The following is a 17,478-nucleotide window of genomic DNA, read 5'->3' as shown; positions in this document are numbered from 1 at the left end:
AGAATTTGAATGCAAGCAGTCTCCCCCGAAACCGCGCGCCCAGCTATTGCACCTTGGTCGTAGGCACGCTCACCTCAACAAACCAAGGTTCTAGACGCCGGCCAAAGGCGACATTAGCAGTAAAGCGCGGCTGATCAGCCGGGTAATCCATACCGGACAACTCGTCCTGCTGCGGCAAACTGTCGAACGCCGCATGCCAGCGTCTCGGCAGGTCAAGGCTGTACAGCCCGGGGGTACTTGCCGAACCACCCAACAGCCAGGTAACACGCTGGCTTTGCGGGCGCGGATCCTGGCCTTCTCCCGTCCACTCACTGACCACGCTGCCGACTCGCGCTTCGACAATGCCGCGAACGATGGCGTATCGCTGTCGATCCGGATAACGCGCGCGCAACGCCTGCTGATCAGCGCCAACGTCCACGACCAGCAGCCGGCTGGCGCGCTGCTGCTCATATTCCAGAGCGTTGCCGGCGTTCTTTGCCGCATCCTGCAGCTCTTTACTGTCCGGCACAGACGCTTGCAGACGCAGGGCTTCAGCATGTGCTGCCCGCTGTAACGCCACCTCACGCTGATAGGCCGGGCCATCAAGCTCCAGCACCAGCAGCGCCTCGCGGTCCAGCTGACGGCGATAGCGGCTTACTGCCGCCTCACTCACCTGCGCGGGTACCTGGAAACCCAGTGCTGCCATCTTTTCAGCACTGATCGACAAGCCGTATTGCTGATTATCGGCCTGACTGGGCCAGCGATAATCCAGGCGCAGCGCAAGGCTGCTGTTGTCCTTACGCCAATAGGTGTGGGTGCTGCCCAACTCGCGCTCGGATAACAGTAATTGGCTCTGCGCCGGTGGTTGGCGGTTCCAAGCCACACTCGCCAGGATGATGGCGTTCACCAGGCCAATCAGTGCCAGGCCAACAATCAGGTATCGCAGACGAAAGCCCTTCACTGCGCACCTCCCAACAAGCCATGGCGACTACGCAAGCGCCGCAGCACCAGCAAAATCAATACCGCACACAGGCCCAGCATCAGGAAAAACAGGTACTTGGGCATGCTCTGCCACCACCAGTCGAACAGCTTGCTGTAGAGGAAAAGTACAAAGAAAGTCAGCCCAGTAGTCACCGTATCCGGCCACTCACGGCGTACGCCCAGCCAGATCACCAAGGCTGCCAGAATAAAACCCGCGAACTGGTAAGCGCTCTCGATGTACTCAGGCGGAAAATCGAAATAACTGCCGTCGCCCCAATGCGCCAATAGCAATACGGGCAGGAACACCCCGAGCAGGCCGCTAACCCGGTAAATCAGCGCAAAACCATCAAAACGGCGTTGATCGAGCCACAACGGCAGCACAAAAATCAGCAACGCCGGGGCAATAAAACTCTCCGGGCGCTGAGCAAAACCCAGCCAGTAGATGCCATCCCAACTGCCGATGCGCATGGCGAAAAATGCCAGCAAACAACTCAGCCCAACAGCCAACAACAAGCGAGTACCACAGGCATACGCCAGCAACAGCGCATAGAGTGCCCAGGGCAACAGCGCATTAGCCGAAGGGGTGATATTGAAGACTTGCCCGAGCATGACGATGTTCAGCACAAAACAGGTAAACGCCACCAAGGCCGCCAGTTTGCTGAAATATCCGGCGCCATCACGATGCCGTACCCACAGCGTCAAGCCAAACGAAGCAATGCTCGCCGTTAACAGAACCGCCACCTGCCCCGCCGTGCTGAAAAAGCCCCAGAACTGGTAGAACAGAAAAAACACACTGGCCGCCAACGTTAATGCGCCCAGAAACGACGCAATGCGCATACCCAGCGACAGTTGGCGGGTTTGAGTGTCGTGATCAATATCAAAAGCGGCCCGGTAGCGATCAAGCAATTGCTGTTGGTATTCCTGCAGGTTGGCGCGCTGACTGTCGCTCAGGCATAACACCTGCTCAGCCTCTAGGCGTGCCAACTCACGGTTAAACACGCCGATATCGTCGGCACGTTGTTGGGCATCGCTGCGGTTCAAACTTGGCATAGCAATCCTTACTGCAGTTACATTGACCCGATCCGTCAGCACACTCTAGCGCTAATGCCTTTGCGTTGCTCTGCACCAGCAAGTCTTTACAAAGCCTATAACCTTCGAGCGCCTAACGCCCTACTGGCCTCATCTATTACCAGCCACAGCTAAGCTGTAACGGCCAACACAGCACATGCCACGGACGCCGCGATGAACGAACAGCATGCCGCCCTACTGCACCATGCCCCGCACAGCCAAAAACCTGCCGACACCTGGGCCAGGCTGTGCTGCGAACAGGCGATTCTGGCGGTGGAACACGGTTGTTATGGTGTAGGTGCCGTTCTGGTTAACCAGGCGCACGAATTGCTGTGCAGTGCACGCAACCATGTGTTTGTCGATGACCATTACAACAGTTCCGGGCATGCTGAGATGCAGCTGCTCGACACGCTGGAGGCCGAGCACCCACAGCAAGACCGCAGCGTTCTCACGCTGTACGTAAGTTTGCAGCCCTGCCTAATGTGCTATGGCCGTATCTTGCTGGCGGGCATACCCCGTGTGCGTTACCTGGCCGTCGATAAGCCCGGCGGTTTTACCGGCAAAGGGTTGCCGCCGGCATGGGCCGAGCTGGCGGCCCACACCTCAATCCACCAAGCCCGCGTGGACAGTTACTGGATCAATTTGGCAGAACAGGCAATCAGCACCCTGCAAGATCGCCAGGTGATGCGCCAACGCGTCCTATCAGCCTGGCGCGGCACATTGCAGCCTTGAGCGCACTACTCCTTCCCCAAGCGATGCTGACGCAGTTTGTTGGCGATGGTGGTGTGTGACACACCGAGGCGCTTACCCAGCTGGCGGCTACTGGGGTGATCGTGAAACAAACGCTCCAACACAGCCTTCTCGAAACGCCCGAGAATCTCATCCAGCCCGCCTTCAACTGAGAACTCACCCAGCGGCTGCGGCGCACCATAGTCCGGCAGACGGATATGCTCGGCCTTGACCATGCCGCCGTCACACAGCGATACGGCCTGAAACAGCACGTTCTCCAGCTGGCGCACGTTACCCGGCCAATGGTAATGACTGAGTTTGTCCAGCACAGCAGGCGCAAGCGTGGGCAGCGGGCAACTTATTTGCCGGCTGGCCTGATCGAGAAAATGCTCAACCAAGGGCGGCAAGCCGTCCAGACATTCGCGCAGCGGCGGAATGTGCAGGCTCAGCACGTTAAGCCGGTGATAGAGGTCCTGCCGGAACTCGCCCTTGGTGCACAGTTCGGACAGATCAACCTGGGTGGCGCACATCACCCGCACATCCAGATAGACCTCCTCGTCACTGCCCACACGGCGGAAGCAGCCATCCTGCAAAAAGCGCAGCAGCTTGGCCTGTAAGCGTGGGCTCATCTCGCCCACGCCATCGAGAAACAGCGTGCCACCGGCTGTCAGTTCCAGCAGGCCGAGCTTGCCTTCTGGGCGCGCGCCTTCGAAGGCACCGGGGCCGTAGCCAAACAGCTCAGTCTCGGCCATGGACTCCGGCAACCCGGCGCAATTAAGCGCCATAAAGGGCGACTGTCCACGCGGGCTGGCCAGGTGGCAGGCACGTGCCAGCAGCTCTTTACCGGTGCCGGTTTCGCCCTCAATCAACAGCGGAGCATCCAGCGGGGCCATTCGCCGCGCCTCGCGCACCACTGCCGCCATCACCTTGGAGCTTTGGAAAATACTGTCAAAACCGCGCAGTTCCTGTTTGCGTACGTTGTAGATGCGCTCACCAACACGGTCCGCCCGGTGCAACGTCAACACCGCACCTGCGAGGGCGTCGCTTTCATCGTGCTCGGTTTGCAGCGGCGCGATGTCTGCGAGAAACACGTCGCCTTTGATCTTCACGCGCAAGCCATTGATCCGCGATTTATTGCTGCGCACCAGTTCGGGCAGGTCGAAATCCTCGGCGTAGCGCGACAGCGCAATGCCCGGCACTTCATCCACCCGCACGCCCAACAGCTGCGCGGCGCTGCGGTTGGCGGCGACAATCGAGCCGCCCATGTCGATGGACAACACAGGAAAATCCAGCGCACCGAGCAAGGCGTTCAACTCAAGATGACGCCGCTCGCTGGGCATCAACCCAACGCGTTTCACCCCAAACACCCCGGCAATGGCCTCAAATTTGGGCCGCAGCGACTGGAACTGCAGGTTGATAAGGTTCGGGCAGTGCAGGTAGATAGCATTGCCCTGCTCGCCGCCCACCTCCCCTCGAGCGACGTTAATCCCGTATTCGACCAGCAGGTTGAGGATGTCGCGCAGGATGCCAATTCGGTTCTGACAGTGGACTTTGATACGCATAGCAGGGCTCTGATCAGGCTTCTTATTAGACCGCTGCGCAAAAGAATCAACGCTGGCGGCGGATTGTTCGTCAAGAATATGTGACAGATCAGCGCAGCAGCAAGGCGATAGTTCGCCACGCCGGCAGCCACGTAATCAATTCTTTACAGAAAATCACCCTAAACCCGTGCTGCGCGCGCGCCAAAGCGCTGCGCCCGGGCACCAAGCGAGGTATTTCTAGCTCAAATACAACAACAAAGCCCCAGCAGGAGGCTGCAATGAAGAGCACGCACTACACAGCGCGCGAACCGGATGACAGTGGTTTTATTGCTTACCCGGAAGCTGAGCATCAGGTGTGGAATACCCTGATCACCCGCCAGCTAAAGGTGATTGAGGACCGTGCCTGCCAGGAATACCTGGACGGCATCGAACAGCTCGGCCTGCCCCATGAGCGCATCCCGCAGCTGGGTGAAATCAATCAGGTGTTGCAAGCCAGCACCGGCTGGCAGGTGGCGCGGGTGCCGGCGCTGATTCCGTTTCAGACCTTCTTTGAATTACTGGCCAGTAAACAATTCCCGGTAGCCACCTTTATCCGTACGCCAGAGGAGCTGGACTACCTGCAGGAACCGGACATCTTTCACGAAATATTCGGCCACTGCCCACTGCTGACCAACCCCTGGTTTGCCGAGTTCACCCACACCTACGGCAAGCTCGGCCTGGCCGCCAGCAAGGAAGAGCGCGTGTACCTGGCGCGGCTGTACTGGCTGACCATCGAGTTCGGCCTGCTCGACACCAGCCAGGGCCGCAGGATTTACGGCGGCGGTATTCTCTCCTCACCGAAAGAAACCGTGTATTGCTTGTCCAATAAACCTGAGCACCAGGCCTTTGACCCCATCGAGGCGATGCGCACGCCTTATCGCATCGACATTCTGCAGCCTGTGTATTTCGTCCTGCCGGAGCTCAAGCACCTCTTCGAACTGGCCCATGAAGACATCATGAGCATGGTCCGGCAGGCCATGCGCCAGGGCTTGCACGCCCCAAAATTTGCGCCAAGAGCTGCCTAACCTTTGTAGGATGGGTAGGGCCGCGCAGGTCGAGCGATGCTCAACAGACCGCCGTCCACCCCATCCTACGGCCCACCTTTGCCCCAGGAGAAACCTCATGTCCCTTGCCCAAGCCCAATGCGAAGCCTGCCGTGCAGATGCGCCGAAAGTCAGTGATGACGAGTTAGCGGAACTGATCCGTGAGATCCCCGATTGGAACATCGAAGTACGCGACGACCACATGGAGCTGGAGCGGGTTTACGCGTTCAAGAACTTCCGTCATGCCCTGGCCTTTACCAACGCCGTAGGAGCCATTGCTGAAGAAGTCGGCCACCACCCAGCGCTGCTAACCGAATGGGGCAAGGTCACCGTGACCTGGTGGAGCCATGAAATGCGTGGCCTGCACCGCAACGACTTCATTATGGCCGCGCGCACTGATGTACTGGCCGCCAGTGCCGAGGGCCGCAAGTGAGTCATTTCCAGCACATTGCCCGAGTGCCGGGGGACCCCATTCTCGGCCTGATGGACGCCTATCGCGCCGACCGCAACCCCGCCAAGCTCGACCTGGGTGTCGGGGTTTATAAGGATGCCCATGGCCTGACGCCCATACCTCGGGCAGTCAAGCTGGCGGAGCTGACACTGCAACAAAGCGAAGCCACTAAAAGCTACATCGGCGGCCATGGTGATGCGCTGTTCGGCCGCCTGCTGAGTCAGCTGGTGCTGGGCGCAGACAATCCTTTACTGGAAGACCGTGCAGCAGCCACGCAAACCCCTGGCGGTACTGGCGCGCTGCGCCTGAGCGCGGAGTTTATTGCTCACTGCCTGCCGGGCCGCGGCATCTGGCTGAGCGACCCGACCTGGCCGATCCACGAAAGCATTTTTGCTGCCGCCGGTTTACGCGTCGGCCATTACCCCTATGTGGGCGCGGACAACCAGCTGAATGTCGAGGCAATGCTCGCCGCCCTCAGCCATGTACCGAAAGGCGATGTGGTGCTGCTGCATGCCTGTTGCCACAACCCCACCGGGTTCGACCTCACGGCAGACGACTGGACGCGCGTGCTGGCGGTGGTCAAGGCGCGCGAGTTGTTGCCATTAATCGATTTTGCCTACCAGGGCTTTGGCGACGGCCTGGAAGAAGACGCCTGGGCGGTGCGTCTGTTTGCGGCTGAGTTGCCTGAGCTGTTAATCACCAGTTCTTGCTCGAAAAACTTCGGCCTTTACCGCGAGCGCACGGGCGCGTTGATCGTCTGCGCTGAAACGCCGGCAAAACTGCAGGATGTGCGCAGCCAACTGGCGTTTCTGGCGCGCAACCTGTGGTCTACGCCGCCCGCCCATGGCGCGGCCGTGGTCGCCAACATTCTCGCCGACAGCGAGCTGCATACGCTGTGGATGGACGAACTGGACAGCATGCGGCAGCGGATTGTCAGCCTGCGCGCGGGCCTGGTTGAAGCATTACAAGCCCATGGGCTGGCCGAGCGCTTCGCGCACATCAACCAACAACGCGGGATGTTCTCCTACACTGGCCTTAGCGCCCAGCAGGTGCAGCGCCTACGTGATGAATTCAGTGTGTACATGGTCGGCAGCGGCCGGGCCAATATGGCGGGGTTGGATGCCAATCGCCTCGACCAGTTGGCCAATGCCATCGCCCGCGTATGCCTGGACTAAAGCGCCACCGAGCGCCTTAACCAAAGCGCTCGGCCTCAAGCCACTGCACACAAACCCAGGCTTGCTATAGTCGGGGCACACCCATCATCTCGAGATGCCTGTGTCCCGCCTTTCTAATATCGTGTTTCGCGTGTACCAACGCACCCTGCACAGCCTGGCACTCTATCCAACGCTGATCGCCGTGGGCTTTTTTGGCCTGTGCCTGCTAGTCATGAGTATCGAGTATCAGCCCTGGCTGATGTCTCTCAAGCGCAACGTCGATGTGGGCCTGGTGCGCAACGCCGAAAATGCCCGTTTGATACTCAGCACCCTGGTAGGGGGCATCCTGTCGTTGACCGTTTTTAGCTTCTCCATGGTTATGGTGGTGCTGAATAACGCATCCGCCGCCCTCTCACCCCGTGTGCTACCGGGCCTAATCAGTGACAAGGGGCACCAGAAAACTCTGGGTTTCTATCTCGGCACCATTCTCTATTCGCTGTTACTGATCACCAGCATCGAGCAAGGTAACTCCAGCCAGGTGCCCAGCCTTGGGGTGCTGATAGCACTGGGCATGGGCATCGCCTGCCTTGGCCTGTTTGTTCACTTTATCCACTCGATTTCCCGCTCGATTCAAGTCGAATACATCCTCAACAACCTCTACCAGACCACCCTGAAGAAGCTCGCCGCACGCGAAGCCAAATTGGCCAGCGTCGATACAATCCCCAGCTGGCCCGATGACCAGCAATGGCAACAGGTTCGCGCCCAGCGCAATGGGTACTTCAAAGAACTCAATATCAACGCAATCAACACCCTATTGATTGAACACGACCTGCGCATGACGGTAATGATCCACCATGGTTTCTTCGTGACGAGTGGTCGCCCACTATTCAAGTTGGATCGGCAAGTGGATGAGGACATATCCAGCGCCCTGCTCGACTGCTTCGACTTTTTTATCGAAGAGTACGCCCACGCCCATTACCTGTTTGGCTGCACGCAAATCTCTGAAATCGCCGTCAAGGCACTCAGTCCAGGGATCAACGACCCAGGTACCGCGCTCACCGCCATCGATTTACTCAGCGTGTTATTGAGCAAACGCTTGGCTTTACCCGACTTGGATTTCGCGCTGCTGGATGATGAGCCGCCGCGCCTGTTCCATTACGAATTGTCGCTGGATGAATTGCTGCTGCTGGTTTTTGGCCCTATTCGTAACTACGGCCGGGCAGATGCCAGTGTGCTGTTCGGGTTGCTACAGGCTTACAAAAACCTGCTTTACCATCCCCTACGCGCGCAGCAAAAAACAGATTTACTCAAGCATGTTCACAGCGTCCAAGAAACCGCGGACCACTGCCTGCATAACAGCCGTGAGCGTGAGGCCATTAACCAGTTGATCGAACGCATTAACCAGAACAACGACCTCCAAGAACCTGTTGCGTTGCTGGCAGTACCTAGGAAAACCGCCGCTGAAAAATAATTAGCACGCTCATATACGAAAATAAAATCAATTAAAACAATAACTTAAAAACCAAGTACACCTTCCTAAACGCCGCCTGTGATTTGCCATGCGTGGCTGTTTTGCTTAGGGTAGGTCGCTATGTGGTCCTTAATTGCCCCAATCAGCTCGTTGCTGGGGGGGGTGGCATTACTCCTCCTCGGCAATGGCCTGCTTAACACTCTACTGACCCTGCGTGGCGTCGCCGAAGGCTACTCCACCTCGATGCTCGGGCTGATTATGTCTGGGTACTTTGTCGGTTTTCTCCTTGGCACCTGGCTAGCGATTCCGCTGGTTCGCCGCGTTGGGCATATCCGTGCGTTTGCCTTTTGCGCCGCACTGGCTGCCATCACCGCCCTGCTGCATGTACTGATCGTCGACCCCTGGGTTTGGCTGGGTTTACGCGTGCTTTACGGCCTGGCGCTGGTCAGCCTGTACATGGTGATCGAGAGCTGGCTTAACGCCCAGGTGCCGAACGACAAGCGTGGCCAAGTGTTCGCGGTGTACATGGCGGTCAACCTCGGCGCACTCGCCGCCGCGCAGCAGTTGCTGAACCTAGCATCGCCAACTGACTTCGTGCTGTTCGTGCTGGCTGCCATGCTGATCAGCGCGGCCTTGATGCCCATTACCCTGACCCGCCAAATCCAGCCCAGCGTACCCGAGACCCTGCACACCAACCTGCGCCAGATTGTCGGCATTGCACCGCTGGCCATCGCCGCAGCAGGCTTATCCGGCTTAGCGCTGGGTGCGTTCTGGGGCATGGCACCGGTGTATGCCAGCTTGAATGGCTTTGATGCGACAGGCGTGGGCCTGCTGATGAGTAGCAGCATTCTCGGCGGCGCACTGCTGCAATGGCCCATTGGCATCTACTCCGACAAACACGACCGCCGCGTGGTGTTGCTCTGGGTCGTCACGCTGTCAGTCGTGGTGGCCCTGCTGATGAGCCTGTTGCCGGCAGGTTCATTGCTGCTCGGGCTGATGTTTATCTGGGGCGGGCTGACCTTTGCCATCTACCCGATTGCCGTGGCGCAACTGATCGACCAGTTGCACAGCGATGAAGTTCTCGCCGGTTCCAGCAGTTTGCTAATGGTTAACGGCATCGGTTCGGTCTGCGGGCCGCTGCTTGCGGGCCTGTTGATGCAGCATCTGGGCGCCAAGGCGCTGCCGCTGTATTTCGCGGTAACCCTCGGCCTGCTCGCGGCTTACACGCTGTACCGCCTGCGCCATGTCAGCGATCTGGTCAGCGCACCCGCTGGGCACTTCATGCCTATGCTACGGACCAGTCATACGGTGCTTGAGCTAATGCCCGACGCACCAGCAACAGATGCCACAGACTCTAACGAGGAACCGCATAACCCGGCGCCGCAGACGCCGGGATAAAAAGAAGAGGCGAACGCAGCATTGCGCATTCGCCCCACACAGCTCGTCGGCCTATGTCGGCGCGTCACTGCACCCACTTAACTGGACAGGAAGACAGCGCATGTTACTTGCCACCGATCTCGATGGAACCTTTCTCGGCGGCGATCCCAAGGATCGTCTGAGCCTCTATCAGACCATTGCCGCCCACCCAGAAATTCGTCTGGCCTATGTCACCGGGCGCAGCCTGGAATCGGTTTTGCCCCTGCTGGCTGACCCCACCTTGCCGCAACCTGACTTCATCATCTCCGATGTCGGCGCCAGCCTGGTGCATGGCGACACCTTGCAGCCAATCCAACCCTTGCAAAGCGCGGTAGATGCGCTCTGGCCCGGCGACAGCCAGGTCGCCAGCGCCATCGAACACCTGGCCCTAGAGCGCCAGGACGTGCCGCAAGTGCGCCGCTGCTCCTACTTCTGCAGCCCTGAAGAAGCCGGCAACCCGGAACTGCTGAAAATCGCCGAAAGCCTGGGCTGCGACCTGCTGTATTCCGCCGAGCGTTATCTGGACTTCCTGCCCAAAGGCGTCAACAAGGGCAGCAGCCTGCAAGCACTGATCGACTGGTTGGAACTGGACCATGACCAGGTGCTGACCGCCGGCGACACCTTGAACGACCTGAGCATGCTCAGCGGGCAGTTCAAGGGCGTATGCGTTGGCGAATCCGAAGACGGCTTGCTGCAAGCCACGCGTCAGTACTCACGCGTGCTGCATGCCGAGCGCGCCGGTTGCGGTGGCATCCTCGAAGCCTTTGTGCATTTTGGCTTTCTCGGTAAACAAGGCATCGCCGCCGAGGGCAAACAAGTCGCTGAACCCGGCAAAGCGGATCTGGTGATGGTTTACCACCGCCTGCCCTATGAGGAGTACCGCGGCAAGGATGGCAAGTTGCAACGCCGCCGCCCGACCTCACCCAACGGCATTATCCCAACCCTGCTGAGTTTTTTCGGCGATGGCCGTGCGGGCTCTTGGGTGGCCTGGGCCGAACATGACGCTGCCGGCGGCGAAACCTTTGAAAGCCACACCACCGTGGATGCCGAACGCTACCCCACGCTGACCGCTGCACGGGTGGCGTTGAGCAAAGAAGAAGTCGACATCTTCTACAAACGCTTCTCCAAAGAGGCCTTCTGGCCAACCCTGCACACTTTCTGGGAGCGTGCACAGTTCCGCGAAGACGACTGGCAAGTATTCCTCAAGGTCAACCGCGCCTTTGCCGAACGCACCGCGCTGGAAGCTGCCGAAGGCGCTACCGTGTGGCTGCATGATTACAACCTGTGGATGGTGCCGGGCTACTTGCGCGAACTGCGTCCCGACCTGCGCATCGCCTTTTTCCACCACACTTACTTCCCTTCGGCCGATGTGTTCAACGTGCTGCCGTGGCGCCGGCAGATCATTGGCAGCCTGCTGCAGTGCGACTACATCGGCTTCCACATCCCGCGTCAGGTGGAGAACTTCGTCGATGCCGCGCGCGGCGTGATGCCGCTGCAAACCATCAGCCGGCAGAACTGCGCCCCGCGCTTTATCACCTATGGCTGCGCCGTGGGCCTGGAGCGCATGACCACGGCCGTGGACACCGGTACGCGGGTGGTCAAACTCGGCGCGCACCCGGTGGGCTTGGACATCAACCGGGTCAGCAGCGCCCTGGAGTCACCTAAGATCAAGGACATGATGGAGCGCCTGCGTACCGAGCTGAGCGGAGTCAAACTGATTCTCTCGGTCGAGCGCCTCGACTACACCAAAGGCATCCTGGAAAAACTCAACGCCTACGAGCGCTTGCTGGAAGAAAACCCGGAGCTGCTGGGCAAAGTCACCCTGGTCACGGTCTGCGTCCCGGCGGCCAAAGAAATGACCATCTACGACGAACTGCAAGGACAAATCGAGCAAGCCGTGGGCCGGATTAACGGCCGCTTCGCGCGCATCGGCTGGACGCCGCTGCAGTTCTTCTTCCGCAGCCTGCCATTCGAAGAAGTCAGCGCCTGGTATGCCATGGCCGATGTGATGTGGATTACCCCACTGCGCGACGGCCTTAACCTGGTGGCCAAGGAATTCGTCGCCGCCCAAGGCTTGCTCGGTGGGCGTGGCGTACTGGTACTGTCGGAGTTTGCCGGCGCGGCCGCTGAGCTCAAAGGCGCGCTACTGACCAACCCGCACGACCCCATGGATATGGTGCAAACCTGCTATGTGGCACTCAACATGCCCAAGGCGGAAGCCCAGGATCGCCTGCGTGAACTGTTCGATATCGTCAGCTATAACGATATCCGCCGCTGGGGCGATGAGTTCCTTGCGGCCGTCAGCGACCCGGAAGAAAAGCTCGACCGCGCACTGGGCTTAGTCGTTTGAACTGAGCCTGTATGCAAACAGCCCGGCCCATGGCCGGGCTGTTGCGTATTGGCTTAGTGGCTTAGCCCATCTGCGCATCAATGTTGCAATTGATCATCCAAGACACGCCAAAGCGGTCCGTGAACAGGGCAAACCGCGTGGCCCAAAACGTTGGCTGCAGCTCCATCTGCACCGAGCCCTGGGCAGACAGCGCTTCGTACAGGCGCTCGGCCTCGGGCACGTTCTCCACCTGCAGAGAAATCGAACAGCCCTTGATGCCCTCATACGGCGTGCCCATGCCTGGGCAGGTGTCGGACGCCATCAGCAGCTGATCACCCACGGCGAGGCTCACATGCATGACCCGATCGTGGAATTGCGCTGGAACACTGCCTGCCTCCGGGCCCTCACCGAAACGCATCAACTCCAGGCTTCCGTTCAGGCAATCGGCATAGAATTTAAACGCCGCCTCGCATTGGCCATCGAAGGTTAAATAGGCATGAATTTTCATCTGCTTACTCCTTTGCGTTAACAGTCGTTATGCATCGGTCACAGGTAGATTAGCCCAGGTACAGCAGCGTCCACCCTTTAAAGCAGACCCCACCCGGCCAGCGAGGTTCGCCTTGCAAAGGCCCTGGCAGTGCCGAAGATGCAATGCCGCGTGCCATGCAACGAAAGCCCTGCCGCTCAGGCGCAACGTTTAGAAATCGACTTTCCCTCTACCAGCCTTGATCGCCCCGTGCTTGGTTTTACCTTCCAGGCGGCGCTTTTTCGAGCCCAGGGTAGGCTTGGTCGGGCGGCGGACTTTCTCGGTTTTGCCGGCGTTACGGATCAGCTCGGCGAGGCGTTCCAGGGCATCGGCGCGGTTCTGCTCCTGGGTGCGGTACTGCTGGGCTTTGATGATCACCACACCCTCGGCGGTGATACGGCTGTCGCGCAGCGTCAGCAAACGCTCCTTGTAGAACGGCGGTAAGGATGACGCCTGGCTGTCGAAGCGCAAATGCATCGCGCTGGAGACCTTATTGACGTTCTGCCCGCCCGCGCCCTGGGCACGGATGGCCGTCAGTTCGATTTCGTCATCGGGGAGATGAACGCTGTTGGAAATAACCAGCATGGCCAGGCTTCAACACAAGAAAGGCCGCTCAGGATAACGCGAACGCTGCCTGACTGCCGCCATTAGCCCGGTCTTTATCAGGCCGCGTGCCGTGACGCTGGCCGAGCTAAGCCCATACATACCCGACAAATGCCCCCTGCATGAGCGCACTCAGCAAGCATGCGCAGGATTACGAAAATGTAACCCCAGCTTCAGCTTACTGACGGGGTGCCCTGGTTAATCTTGTTTCGAACGCAACACTCAACGCCCGCTGTTAGCAGGGGCTTACCGAAACAATGAGGAATACCTAAATGAAATCGCTGAACACCCTTCTCGTACTGGCTGCTCTAAGTGTCTCCAGCCTGGCCATGGCCGAAGGCGGCTCTGATCGCACCTTCGCACGTATGGAACAAGCCCGCGAAGCATCGCTGCAAGCGTTCCAGGCCGCCAAGCAGGAACAGGCTGACGCGTCCGTGAACACCGATCAGAGCAACGGCTGAAGCAATACTGTATCGCCCTAATGGTTGAAATAGCCGCTGCCTGCAGCGGCTGTAGACCAGGCGCAACGCCTACCAACCGAGGCAGATGCCAGAACACTCTGGCGCAAAACAGCTACTTGCTCGCGGCGATAAGCGAGCACCATCTTGCCGCCGAATTCTGCAACCCCACATCCGCCGCCATACATCCCCCCGCCTCTCGTCCGGATCTGCTGATCACAGCGCAAGCCGACGCCCGCATATATCGCCTATGCGTTTGCCGTTAACGCTGCGACAAATAATACGCAGCAGGCCCATGACCCACTTGTGCGAGGCTACGTGACAGGAACGGTCAATGCTCGGCTGTTGCTGACACGACACACGGCGCCCGCAAACTTAAGTCGGGCGCTGCATCTCGTCTAAGGTAAATACACGGCCTAAAGCAACCCGGACGCCGCTTGCTTGAGTGAGCGCCCTGCAGCAATCGCAAGGTGTTCGAGCACCAAGCCGCTGAAATCACTTATCGGGCGCTCTGCGCGAAGTGTTAATCCACGACCAAGCAGCCCAGTGCCGTTACCTGAATATCATGTGGAGGCTACATGAACCTCGCTCACTGGCCCTTTGCCGGGCTGCTTCTGGCGCTAGCGCTGCCTACCCACGCAGCCGATGCGGCCACTGTCTATAGCAAAGGCGGTAGCAACCCGGCGGCGATGGCCTGCGTCACCTGCCATGGTGCCGAGGGTGAAGGCCTGGCCGCTGCCGGGTTCCCGCGGCTGGCTGGCCTGTCCGCCGGTTATCTGAAAAAACAGCTGGCTGATTTTGCTTCCGGCGCACGCGCCAACCCGATCATGCAACCGATAGCAGCCGCCTTGACTGCCGAAGAAGCAGACGCGGTAACGGCGCTGCTCGCCAACAAGCCGTCACCACAGGTCGAGCGCATTAGCCGCGCCGCGCCGGCGGCAGAGTTAGGCGCCGTGCTTGCATTGCGTGGTGCCTGGGAGCGCAATATTCCTGAGTGCGTGTCTTGCCACGGGCCAAGCGGTGTAGGCGTTGGCGAGACCTTTCCGCCCCTTGTCGGGCAGTCCGCCCAGTACCTGTCTGCGCAGCTCGTCGCTTGGCAGCAAGGCACTCGCAAGAATGACCCCAACGACCTGATGGGGCACATCGCCCGCAGCCTCAGCCAAGACGAGGTCAATGCCGTGTCGCAGTACTTCGCCACCCTGACCGAAACAGGAGCCGGCCAATGAACGCCCCCACAAGCGCCTTGTTGCTAATCGCACTGGCCACCCCAGCGCATGCAGCGGACATCGCCATGGATGATCAATCACAAATCACCACCGCCGCAGCGGTTCCTGCCAGCAACGCGGCCTTCCAGCCACCGCTGGAAAGCCAGCTTGAAGATAACGCCTTTGGCAAGCTGGTACAGCAAGGCCGCGCCATCTTCGTCGACACTAAAACACACGCGCCAGACTATGTAGGTAATAGCTTGGCCTGCACCAACTGCCACCTGGAGCAGGGCCGCAAAGCCAACTCTGCGCCGCTTTGGGCGGCGTACACCATGTACCCGGCGTACCGTAAGAAAAACGACAAGGTCAACAGCTACACCGAGCGTTTACAGGGCTGCTTTCAATTCAGCATGAACGGCAAAGCCCCTGAAGCCAACGGCCCGGTGATCGCCGCGCTCACCGCCTACTCCTATTGGCTTGCAACCGGCGCACCCACCGGGCAAGAGCTGCCAGGCCGCGCCTATCCATCAGTGTCAGAGCCCAAGGGCGGATTCGACCTTGCCCAAGGCGAGAAGGTTTACGCAGCACAGTGCGCGGTATGTCACGGCAAGAATGGCGAGGGGCAGAAAGCCGGCGAGGATTACGTGCTCCCCCCACTGTGGGGGGCAGACTCGTTCAACTGGGGCGCCGGTATGCACCGGATCAACACCGCCGCAGCGTTCATCAAAGAGAACATGCCGCTGGGCAAAGGCGGCACCTTGTCCGATGAGGATGCCTGGCATGTGGCCGCCTTTATGAACAGCCACGAACGCCCGCAAGACCCGCGTTTGATCGATGGTTCAGTCGAGAAAACCCGCGACAAGTACCACGCCAATGACGGCGTCAACTTATACGGCAAAACCATCAACGGGCAGATGTTGGGCAAGGGCCTCTAGCTCAGCCTCGCCCGCCCTGCCCCTGACTGGGCACTCCTCGCCCAGTCATATGCTTGAGTGCTCGGCCTTACTGCTTGGCCGGCAGCTGCTGGTCATTCATCAGCTTCATCATCATGTCCATCATCTCCGTGCGCCGGTCCGCGCCGGCGCAGTCCATCGGCATACCGTTGGCCATGCCCATGCCACCCATATGCTTGCCCATAGGCATGTCGCCCCCCATAGGCATCTGCTTCATCATCGTCATGCCATCCTGCATGGCAGCCATGCCGGTTTGACGTAACGCATCACGTTCTTCAGGTGTACGGGCTGCCATAAATTGTTGGTGTATGGCCTGCATCGCCTTGATGTGCTGATCGAATTTACCAGCGTCGAACTGTGGCGCCACAACTGCAGCAGCGCCATCAGCCGCCTGCTGGCCCGGCATAGCAGGCGTCGCGGCCTGCGCACCGGCCACAAAGGTGAATGCCAGGGTGGCGATAAGCTGTTTAGTGTTCATGCGAACCTCCAATGATTAGGTCGTAAATCTACGTCTGTGTCATCGGCGCGTATTGATCAATATCAATGCACGGCGTTGCCCCGGCTCAGCTACAGCAGCAGCCACCGGCCTTCTTGGCCGGCGTACTGATGGCCGGCTCGCCAGTCAATAAAACCGGGCTATAGCCCGCCTGCACAATGGCCTGGCTGAGTTCCGCCTCGCCGGCAACCGACTCAATTTGTACCCGCTGTGACGGCAGGTCGACCTGCACCTTGGCAGCTGCATCCACGGCCAGCACTGCTTGGGTAATCGCCTTTATGCAATGTCCGCAGGTCATGCCTTGTACGTCGAAAGTAATCATCGCGTGCTCCTTAAAGGGCAGTGGTTGTTGACTCACCCTCACCTTCAGCCTTGCCATTGTGGCAAGGTCAAGCACATATCGGCACGCCGTCCCGCCACCACAGCACCACCACCCGTGGACACAACGCCTTGCGCACCAGTAATGTGCATGTAACTCATGTCGCGTTTACCCATCGCAATCTCGTGCGTGCAGACTAAATAGTTAGTCTGCGCAGTATTTACAGATAAATAGGGAGCGCTATACGACGCTCTTTTCGACGTTATGCGACAGCATGTCGCTTAATTAATAGTTAGGCATTCGGAGGTAAAGTGGAAAGTTGGCTCACTCAGAACTGGCTTGCGTTACTTGGTGCTGTTACTGGCTCGTTTGCTCTACTCATCAACTATCTTTCATATCGGCATAGCCGCAAAAAAGAACACATTAGTTTAGTTTTGTCCTGTGCTGCACACCATCAGCAAGTAGAAAATCTTCGCACTCTAGAGGAAACCAAAAACAAAGAAGCATGGCATGGGCCTAGCATGGTTGAGTTTTATACCGTGACTGTTAGAAACAGTGGCAGCATCAATGCCCCATTGGCTAAAGTCGGTGTTGTAACTCAGTCCGGTACAGAGCGAACTGCACATGTAGTTAAGGGGCAATATTAACCTGGCAAATAAATAGGGCATATTGGGTAATCTGTCCCTATGAAAACAGATGCCCGCAAACTCAGCCCCC

General features: G+C 58.9%; 18 protein-coding genes. 11 read left to right on the top strand and 7 right to left on the bottom strand.

What is annotated here, in order from left to right; translation table 11 throughout:
• Window positions 1-43 precede the first annotated feature (43 nt).
• Entirely contained in the window at window positions 44-940 is an 897-nt protein-coding gene (locus N1078_RS14650) for a DUF4824 family protein (protein ID WP_274088899.1), read from the bottom strand.
• The gene (locus N1078_RS14645) at window positions 937-2,010 is read right to left on the bottom strand and encodes a DUF2157 domain-containing protein (protein ID WP_274088898.1); all 1,074 of its coding nucleotides are present in this window, start codon (window positions 2,008-2,010) and stop codon (window positions 937-939) included. The genes N1078_RS14650 and N1078_RS14645 overlap by 4 nt, the downstream gene beginning before the upstream one ends.
• A gap of 192 nt (window positions 2,011-2,202) precedes the next feature.
• Between N1078_RS14645 and N1078_RS14640 the strand changes: the two genes are divergently transcribed.
• Window positions 2,203-2,760, top strand: a complete 558-nt coding sequence (locus tag N1078_RS14640) for a nucleoside deaminase (RefSeq protein WP_274088897.1) — start codon at window positions 2,203-2,205, stop codon at window positions 2,758-2,760.
• A 5-nt stretch (window positions 2,761-2,765) separates the two neighbouring features.
• Here N1078_RS14640 and N1078_RS14635 read toward each other — a convergent pair whose 3' ends face one another.
• A complete protein-coding gene (locus N1078_RS14635; RefSeq protein WP_274088896.1) occupies window positions 2,766-4,319 on the bottom strand; it encodes a sigma-54-dependent transcriptional regulator in 1,554 nt (517 codons plus the stop codon).
• A gap of 257 nt (window positions 4,320-4,576) precedes the next feature.
• On the opposite strand from N1078_RS14635, the gene phhA reads away from it, so the two are divergent.
• The 6 genes from phhA to ggpS all read left to right on the top strand — a co-directional run bounded on the left by phhA (window position 4,577) and on the right by ggpS (window position 12,222).
• Window positions 4,577-5,362, top strand: coding sequence for a phenylalanine 4-monooxygenase (phhA, locus tag N1078_RS14630; RefSeq protein ID WP_274088895.1), 786 nt, complete (start codon window positions 4,577-4,579; stop codon window positions 5,360-5,362).
• 97 nt (window positions 5,363-5,459) lie between these two features.
• Window positions 5,460-5,813 (top strand): 4a-hydroxytetrahydrobiopterin dehydratase, encoded by a 354-nt coding sequence (locus N1078_RS14625; RefSeq protein WP_274088894.1) that lies wholly within the window; start codon window positions 5,460-5,462, stop codon window positions 5,811-5,813.
• Window positions 5,810-7,006, top strand: coding sequence for an amino acid aminotransferase (locus tag N1078_RS14620; protein WP_274088893.1), 1,197 nt, complete (start codon window positions 5,810-5,812; stop codon window positions 7,004-7,006). The genes N1078_RS14625 and N1078_RS14620 overlap by 4 nt, the downstream gene beginning before the upstream one ends.
• Before the next feature lie 100 nt (window positions 7,007-7,106).
• Window positions 7,107-8,456: a DUF2254 domain-containing protein gene (locus tag N1078_RS14615; protein ID WP_274088892.1), complete on the top strand. Its 1,350-nt coding sequence runs from the start codon at window positions 7,107-7,109 to the stop codon at window positions 8,454-8,456.
• A gap of 120 nt (window positions 8,457-8,576) precedes the next feature.
• On the top strand, window positions 8,577-9,854 hold the full coding sequence (locus tag N1078_RS14610; RefSeq protein ID WP_274088891.1) for an MFS transporter: 1,278 nt from the start codon (window positions 8,577-8,579) through the stop codon (window positions 9,852-9,854).
• Between the two features lie 100 nt (window positions 9,855-9,954).
• Window positions 9,955-12,222 (top strand): glucosylglycerol-phosphate synthase, encoded by a 2,268-nt coding sequence (gene ggpS, locus N1078_RS14605; RefSeq protein ID WP_274088890.1) that lies wholly within the window; start codon window positions 9,955-9,957, stop codon window positions 12,220-12,222.
• A gap of 61 nt (window positions 12,223-12,283) precedes the next feature.
• On the opposite strand, the gene N1078_RS14600 is transcribed toward ggpS, so the two are convergent.
• Both N1078_RS14600 and arfB read right to left on the bottom strand, forming a co-directional pair.
• On the bottom strand, window positions 12,284-12,709 hold the full coding sequence (locus N1078_RS14600) for a VOC family protein (protein WP_274088889.1): 426 nt from the start codon (window positions 12,707-12,709) through the stop codon (window positions 12,284-12,286).
• A 189-nt stretch (window positions 12,710-12,898) separates the two neighbouring features.
• On the bottom strand, window positions 12,899-13,312 hold the full coding sequence (arfB, locus tag N1078_RS14595; RefSeq protein WP_274088888.1) for an alternative ribosome rescue aminoacyl-tRNA hydrolase ArfB: 414 nt from the start codon (window positions 13,310-13,312) through the stop codon (window positions 12,899-12,901).
• A 290-nt stretch (window positions 13,313-13,602) separates the two neighbouring features.
• Between arfB and N1078_RS14590 the strand changes: the two genes are divergently transcribed.
• From N1078_RS14590 to N1078_RS14580, 3 genes are all read left to right on the top strand, one after another.
• Window positions 13,603-13,791 carry a co-regulatory protein PtrA N-terminal domain-containing protein gene (locus N1078_RS14590; protein WP_274088887.1) on the top strand — a complete coding sequence of 63 codons (189 nt, stop codon included), beginning with the start codon at window positions 13,603-13,605 and terminating at the stop codon, window positions 13,789-13,791.
• A gap of 575 nt (window positions 13,792-14,366) precedes the next feature.
• Complete coding sequence (locus N1078_RS14585) at window positions 14,367-15,014, top strand: c-type cytochrome (RefSeq protein ID WP_274088886.1); 648 nt, start codon at window positions 14,367-14,369, stop codon at window positions 15,012-15,014.
• Window positions 15,011-15,928, top strand: coding sequence for a c-type cytochrome (locus tag N1078_RS14580; protein ID WP_274088885.1), 918 nt, complete (start codon window positions 15,011-15,013; stop codon window positions 15,926-15,928). The genes N1078_RS14585 and N1078_RS14580 overlap by 4 nt, the downstream gene beginning before the upstream one ends.
• A gap of 67 nt (window positions 15,929-15,995) precedes the next feature.
• Here the strand turns inward: N1078_RS14580 and N1078_RS14575 are convergent, their stop codons facing one another.
• Together N1078_RS14575 and N1078_RS14570 are read right to left on the bottom strand one after the other, a co-directional pair.
• Window positions 15,996-16,424, bottom strand: coding sequence for a hypothetical protein (locus N1078_RS14575; protein ID WP_274088884.1), 429 nt, complete (start codon window positions 16,422-16,424; stop codon window positions 15,996-15,998).
• An 85-nt stretch (window positions 16,425-16,509) separates the two neighbouring features.
• A complete protein-coding gene (locus N1078_RS14570) occupies window positions 16,510-16,764 on the bottom strand; it encodes a heavy-metal-associated domain-containing protein (protein WP_322950485.1) in 255 nt (84 codons plus the stop codon).
• A gap of 308 nt (window positions 16,765-17,072) precedes the next feature.
• Between N1078_RS14570 and N1078_RS14565 the strand changes: the two genes are divergently transcribed.
• A complete protein-coding gene (locus N1078_RS14565) occupies window positions 17,073-17,408 on the top strand; it encodes a hypothetical protein (protein ID WP_274088883.1) in 336 nt (111 codons plus the stop codon).
• The last annotated feature ends 70 nt before the right edge of the window (window positions 17,409-17,478 follow it).

Source organism: Pseudomonas sp. MIL19 (genome assembly GCF_028680365.1).
Lineage (GTDB): Bacteria > Pseudomonadota > Gammaproteobacteria > Pseudomonadales > Pseudomonadaceae > Aquipseudomonas > Aquipseudomonas spirodelae.
Note: the sequence above shows the minus strand (reverse complement) of the source record. Positions and strands in the feature narration are given on the sequence as shown.

Bases quoted from the DNA above. Each gene is read 5' to 3' on its own strand.
- N1078_RS14645 (WP_274088898.1), bottom strand. From the start codon at position 2,010: ATGCCAAGTTTGAACCGCAGCGATGCCCAACAACGTGCCGACGATATC.
- N1078_RS14640 (WP_274088897.1), top strand. From the start codon at position 2,203: ATGAACGAACAGCATGCCGCCCTACTGCACCATGCCCCGCACAGCCAA.
- N1078_RS14635 (WP_274088896.1), bottom strand. From the start codon at position 4,319: ATGCGTATCAAAGTCCACTGTCAGAACCGAATTGGCATCCTGCGCGAC.
- phhA (WP_274088895.1), top strand. From the start codon at position 4,577: ATGAAGAGCACGCACTACACAGCGCGCGAACCGGATGACAGTGGTTTT.
- N1078_RS14625 (WP_274088894.1), top strand. From the start codon at position 5,460: ATGTCCCTTGCCCAAGCCCAATGCGAAGCCTGCCGTGCAGATGCGCCG.
- N1078_RS14610 (WP_274088891.1), top strand. From the start codon at position 8,577: ATGTGGTCCTTAATTGCCCCAATCAGCTCGTTGCTGGGGGGGGTGGCA.
- ggpS (WP_274088890.1), top strand. From the start codon at position 9,955: ATGTTACTTGCCACCGATCTCGATGGAACCTTTCTCGGCGGCGATCCC.
- N1078_RS14600 (WP_274088889.1), bottom strand. From the start codon at position 12,709: ATGAAAATTCATGCCTATTTAACCTTCGATGGCCAATGCGAGGCGGCG.
- arfB (WP_274088888.1), bottom strand. From the start codon at position 13,312: ATGCTGGTTATTTCCAACAGCGTTCATCTCCCCGATGACGAAATCGAA.
- N1078_RS14590 (WP_274088887.1), top strand. From the start codon at position 13,603: ATGAAATCGCTGAACACCCTTCTCGTACTGGCTGCTCTAAGTGTCTCC.
- N1078_RS14585 (WP_274088886.1), top strand. From the start codon at position 14,367: ATGAACCTCGCTCACTGGCCCTTTGCCGGGCTGCTTCTGGCGCTAGCG.
- N1078_RS14580 (WP_274088885.1), top strand. From the start codon at position 15,011: ATGAACGCCCCCACAAGCGCCTTGTTGCTAATCGCACTGGCCACCCCA.
- N1078_RS14575 (WP_274088884.1), bottom strand. From the start codon at position 16,424: ATGAACACTAAACAGCTTATCGCCACCCTGGCATTCACCTTTGTGGCC.
- N1078_RS14570 (WP_322950485.1), bottom strand. From the start codon at position 16,764: ATGATTACTTTCGACGTACAAGGCATGACCTGCGGACATTGCATAAAG.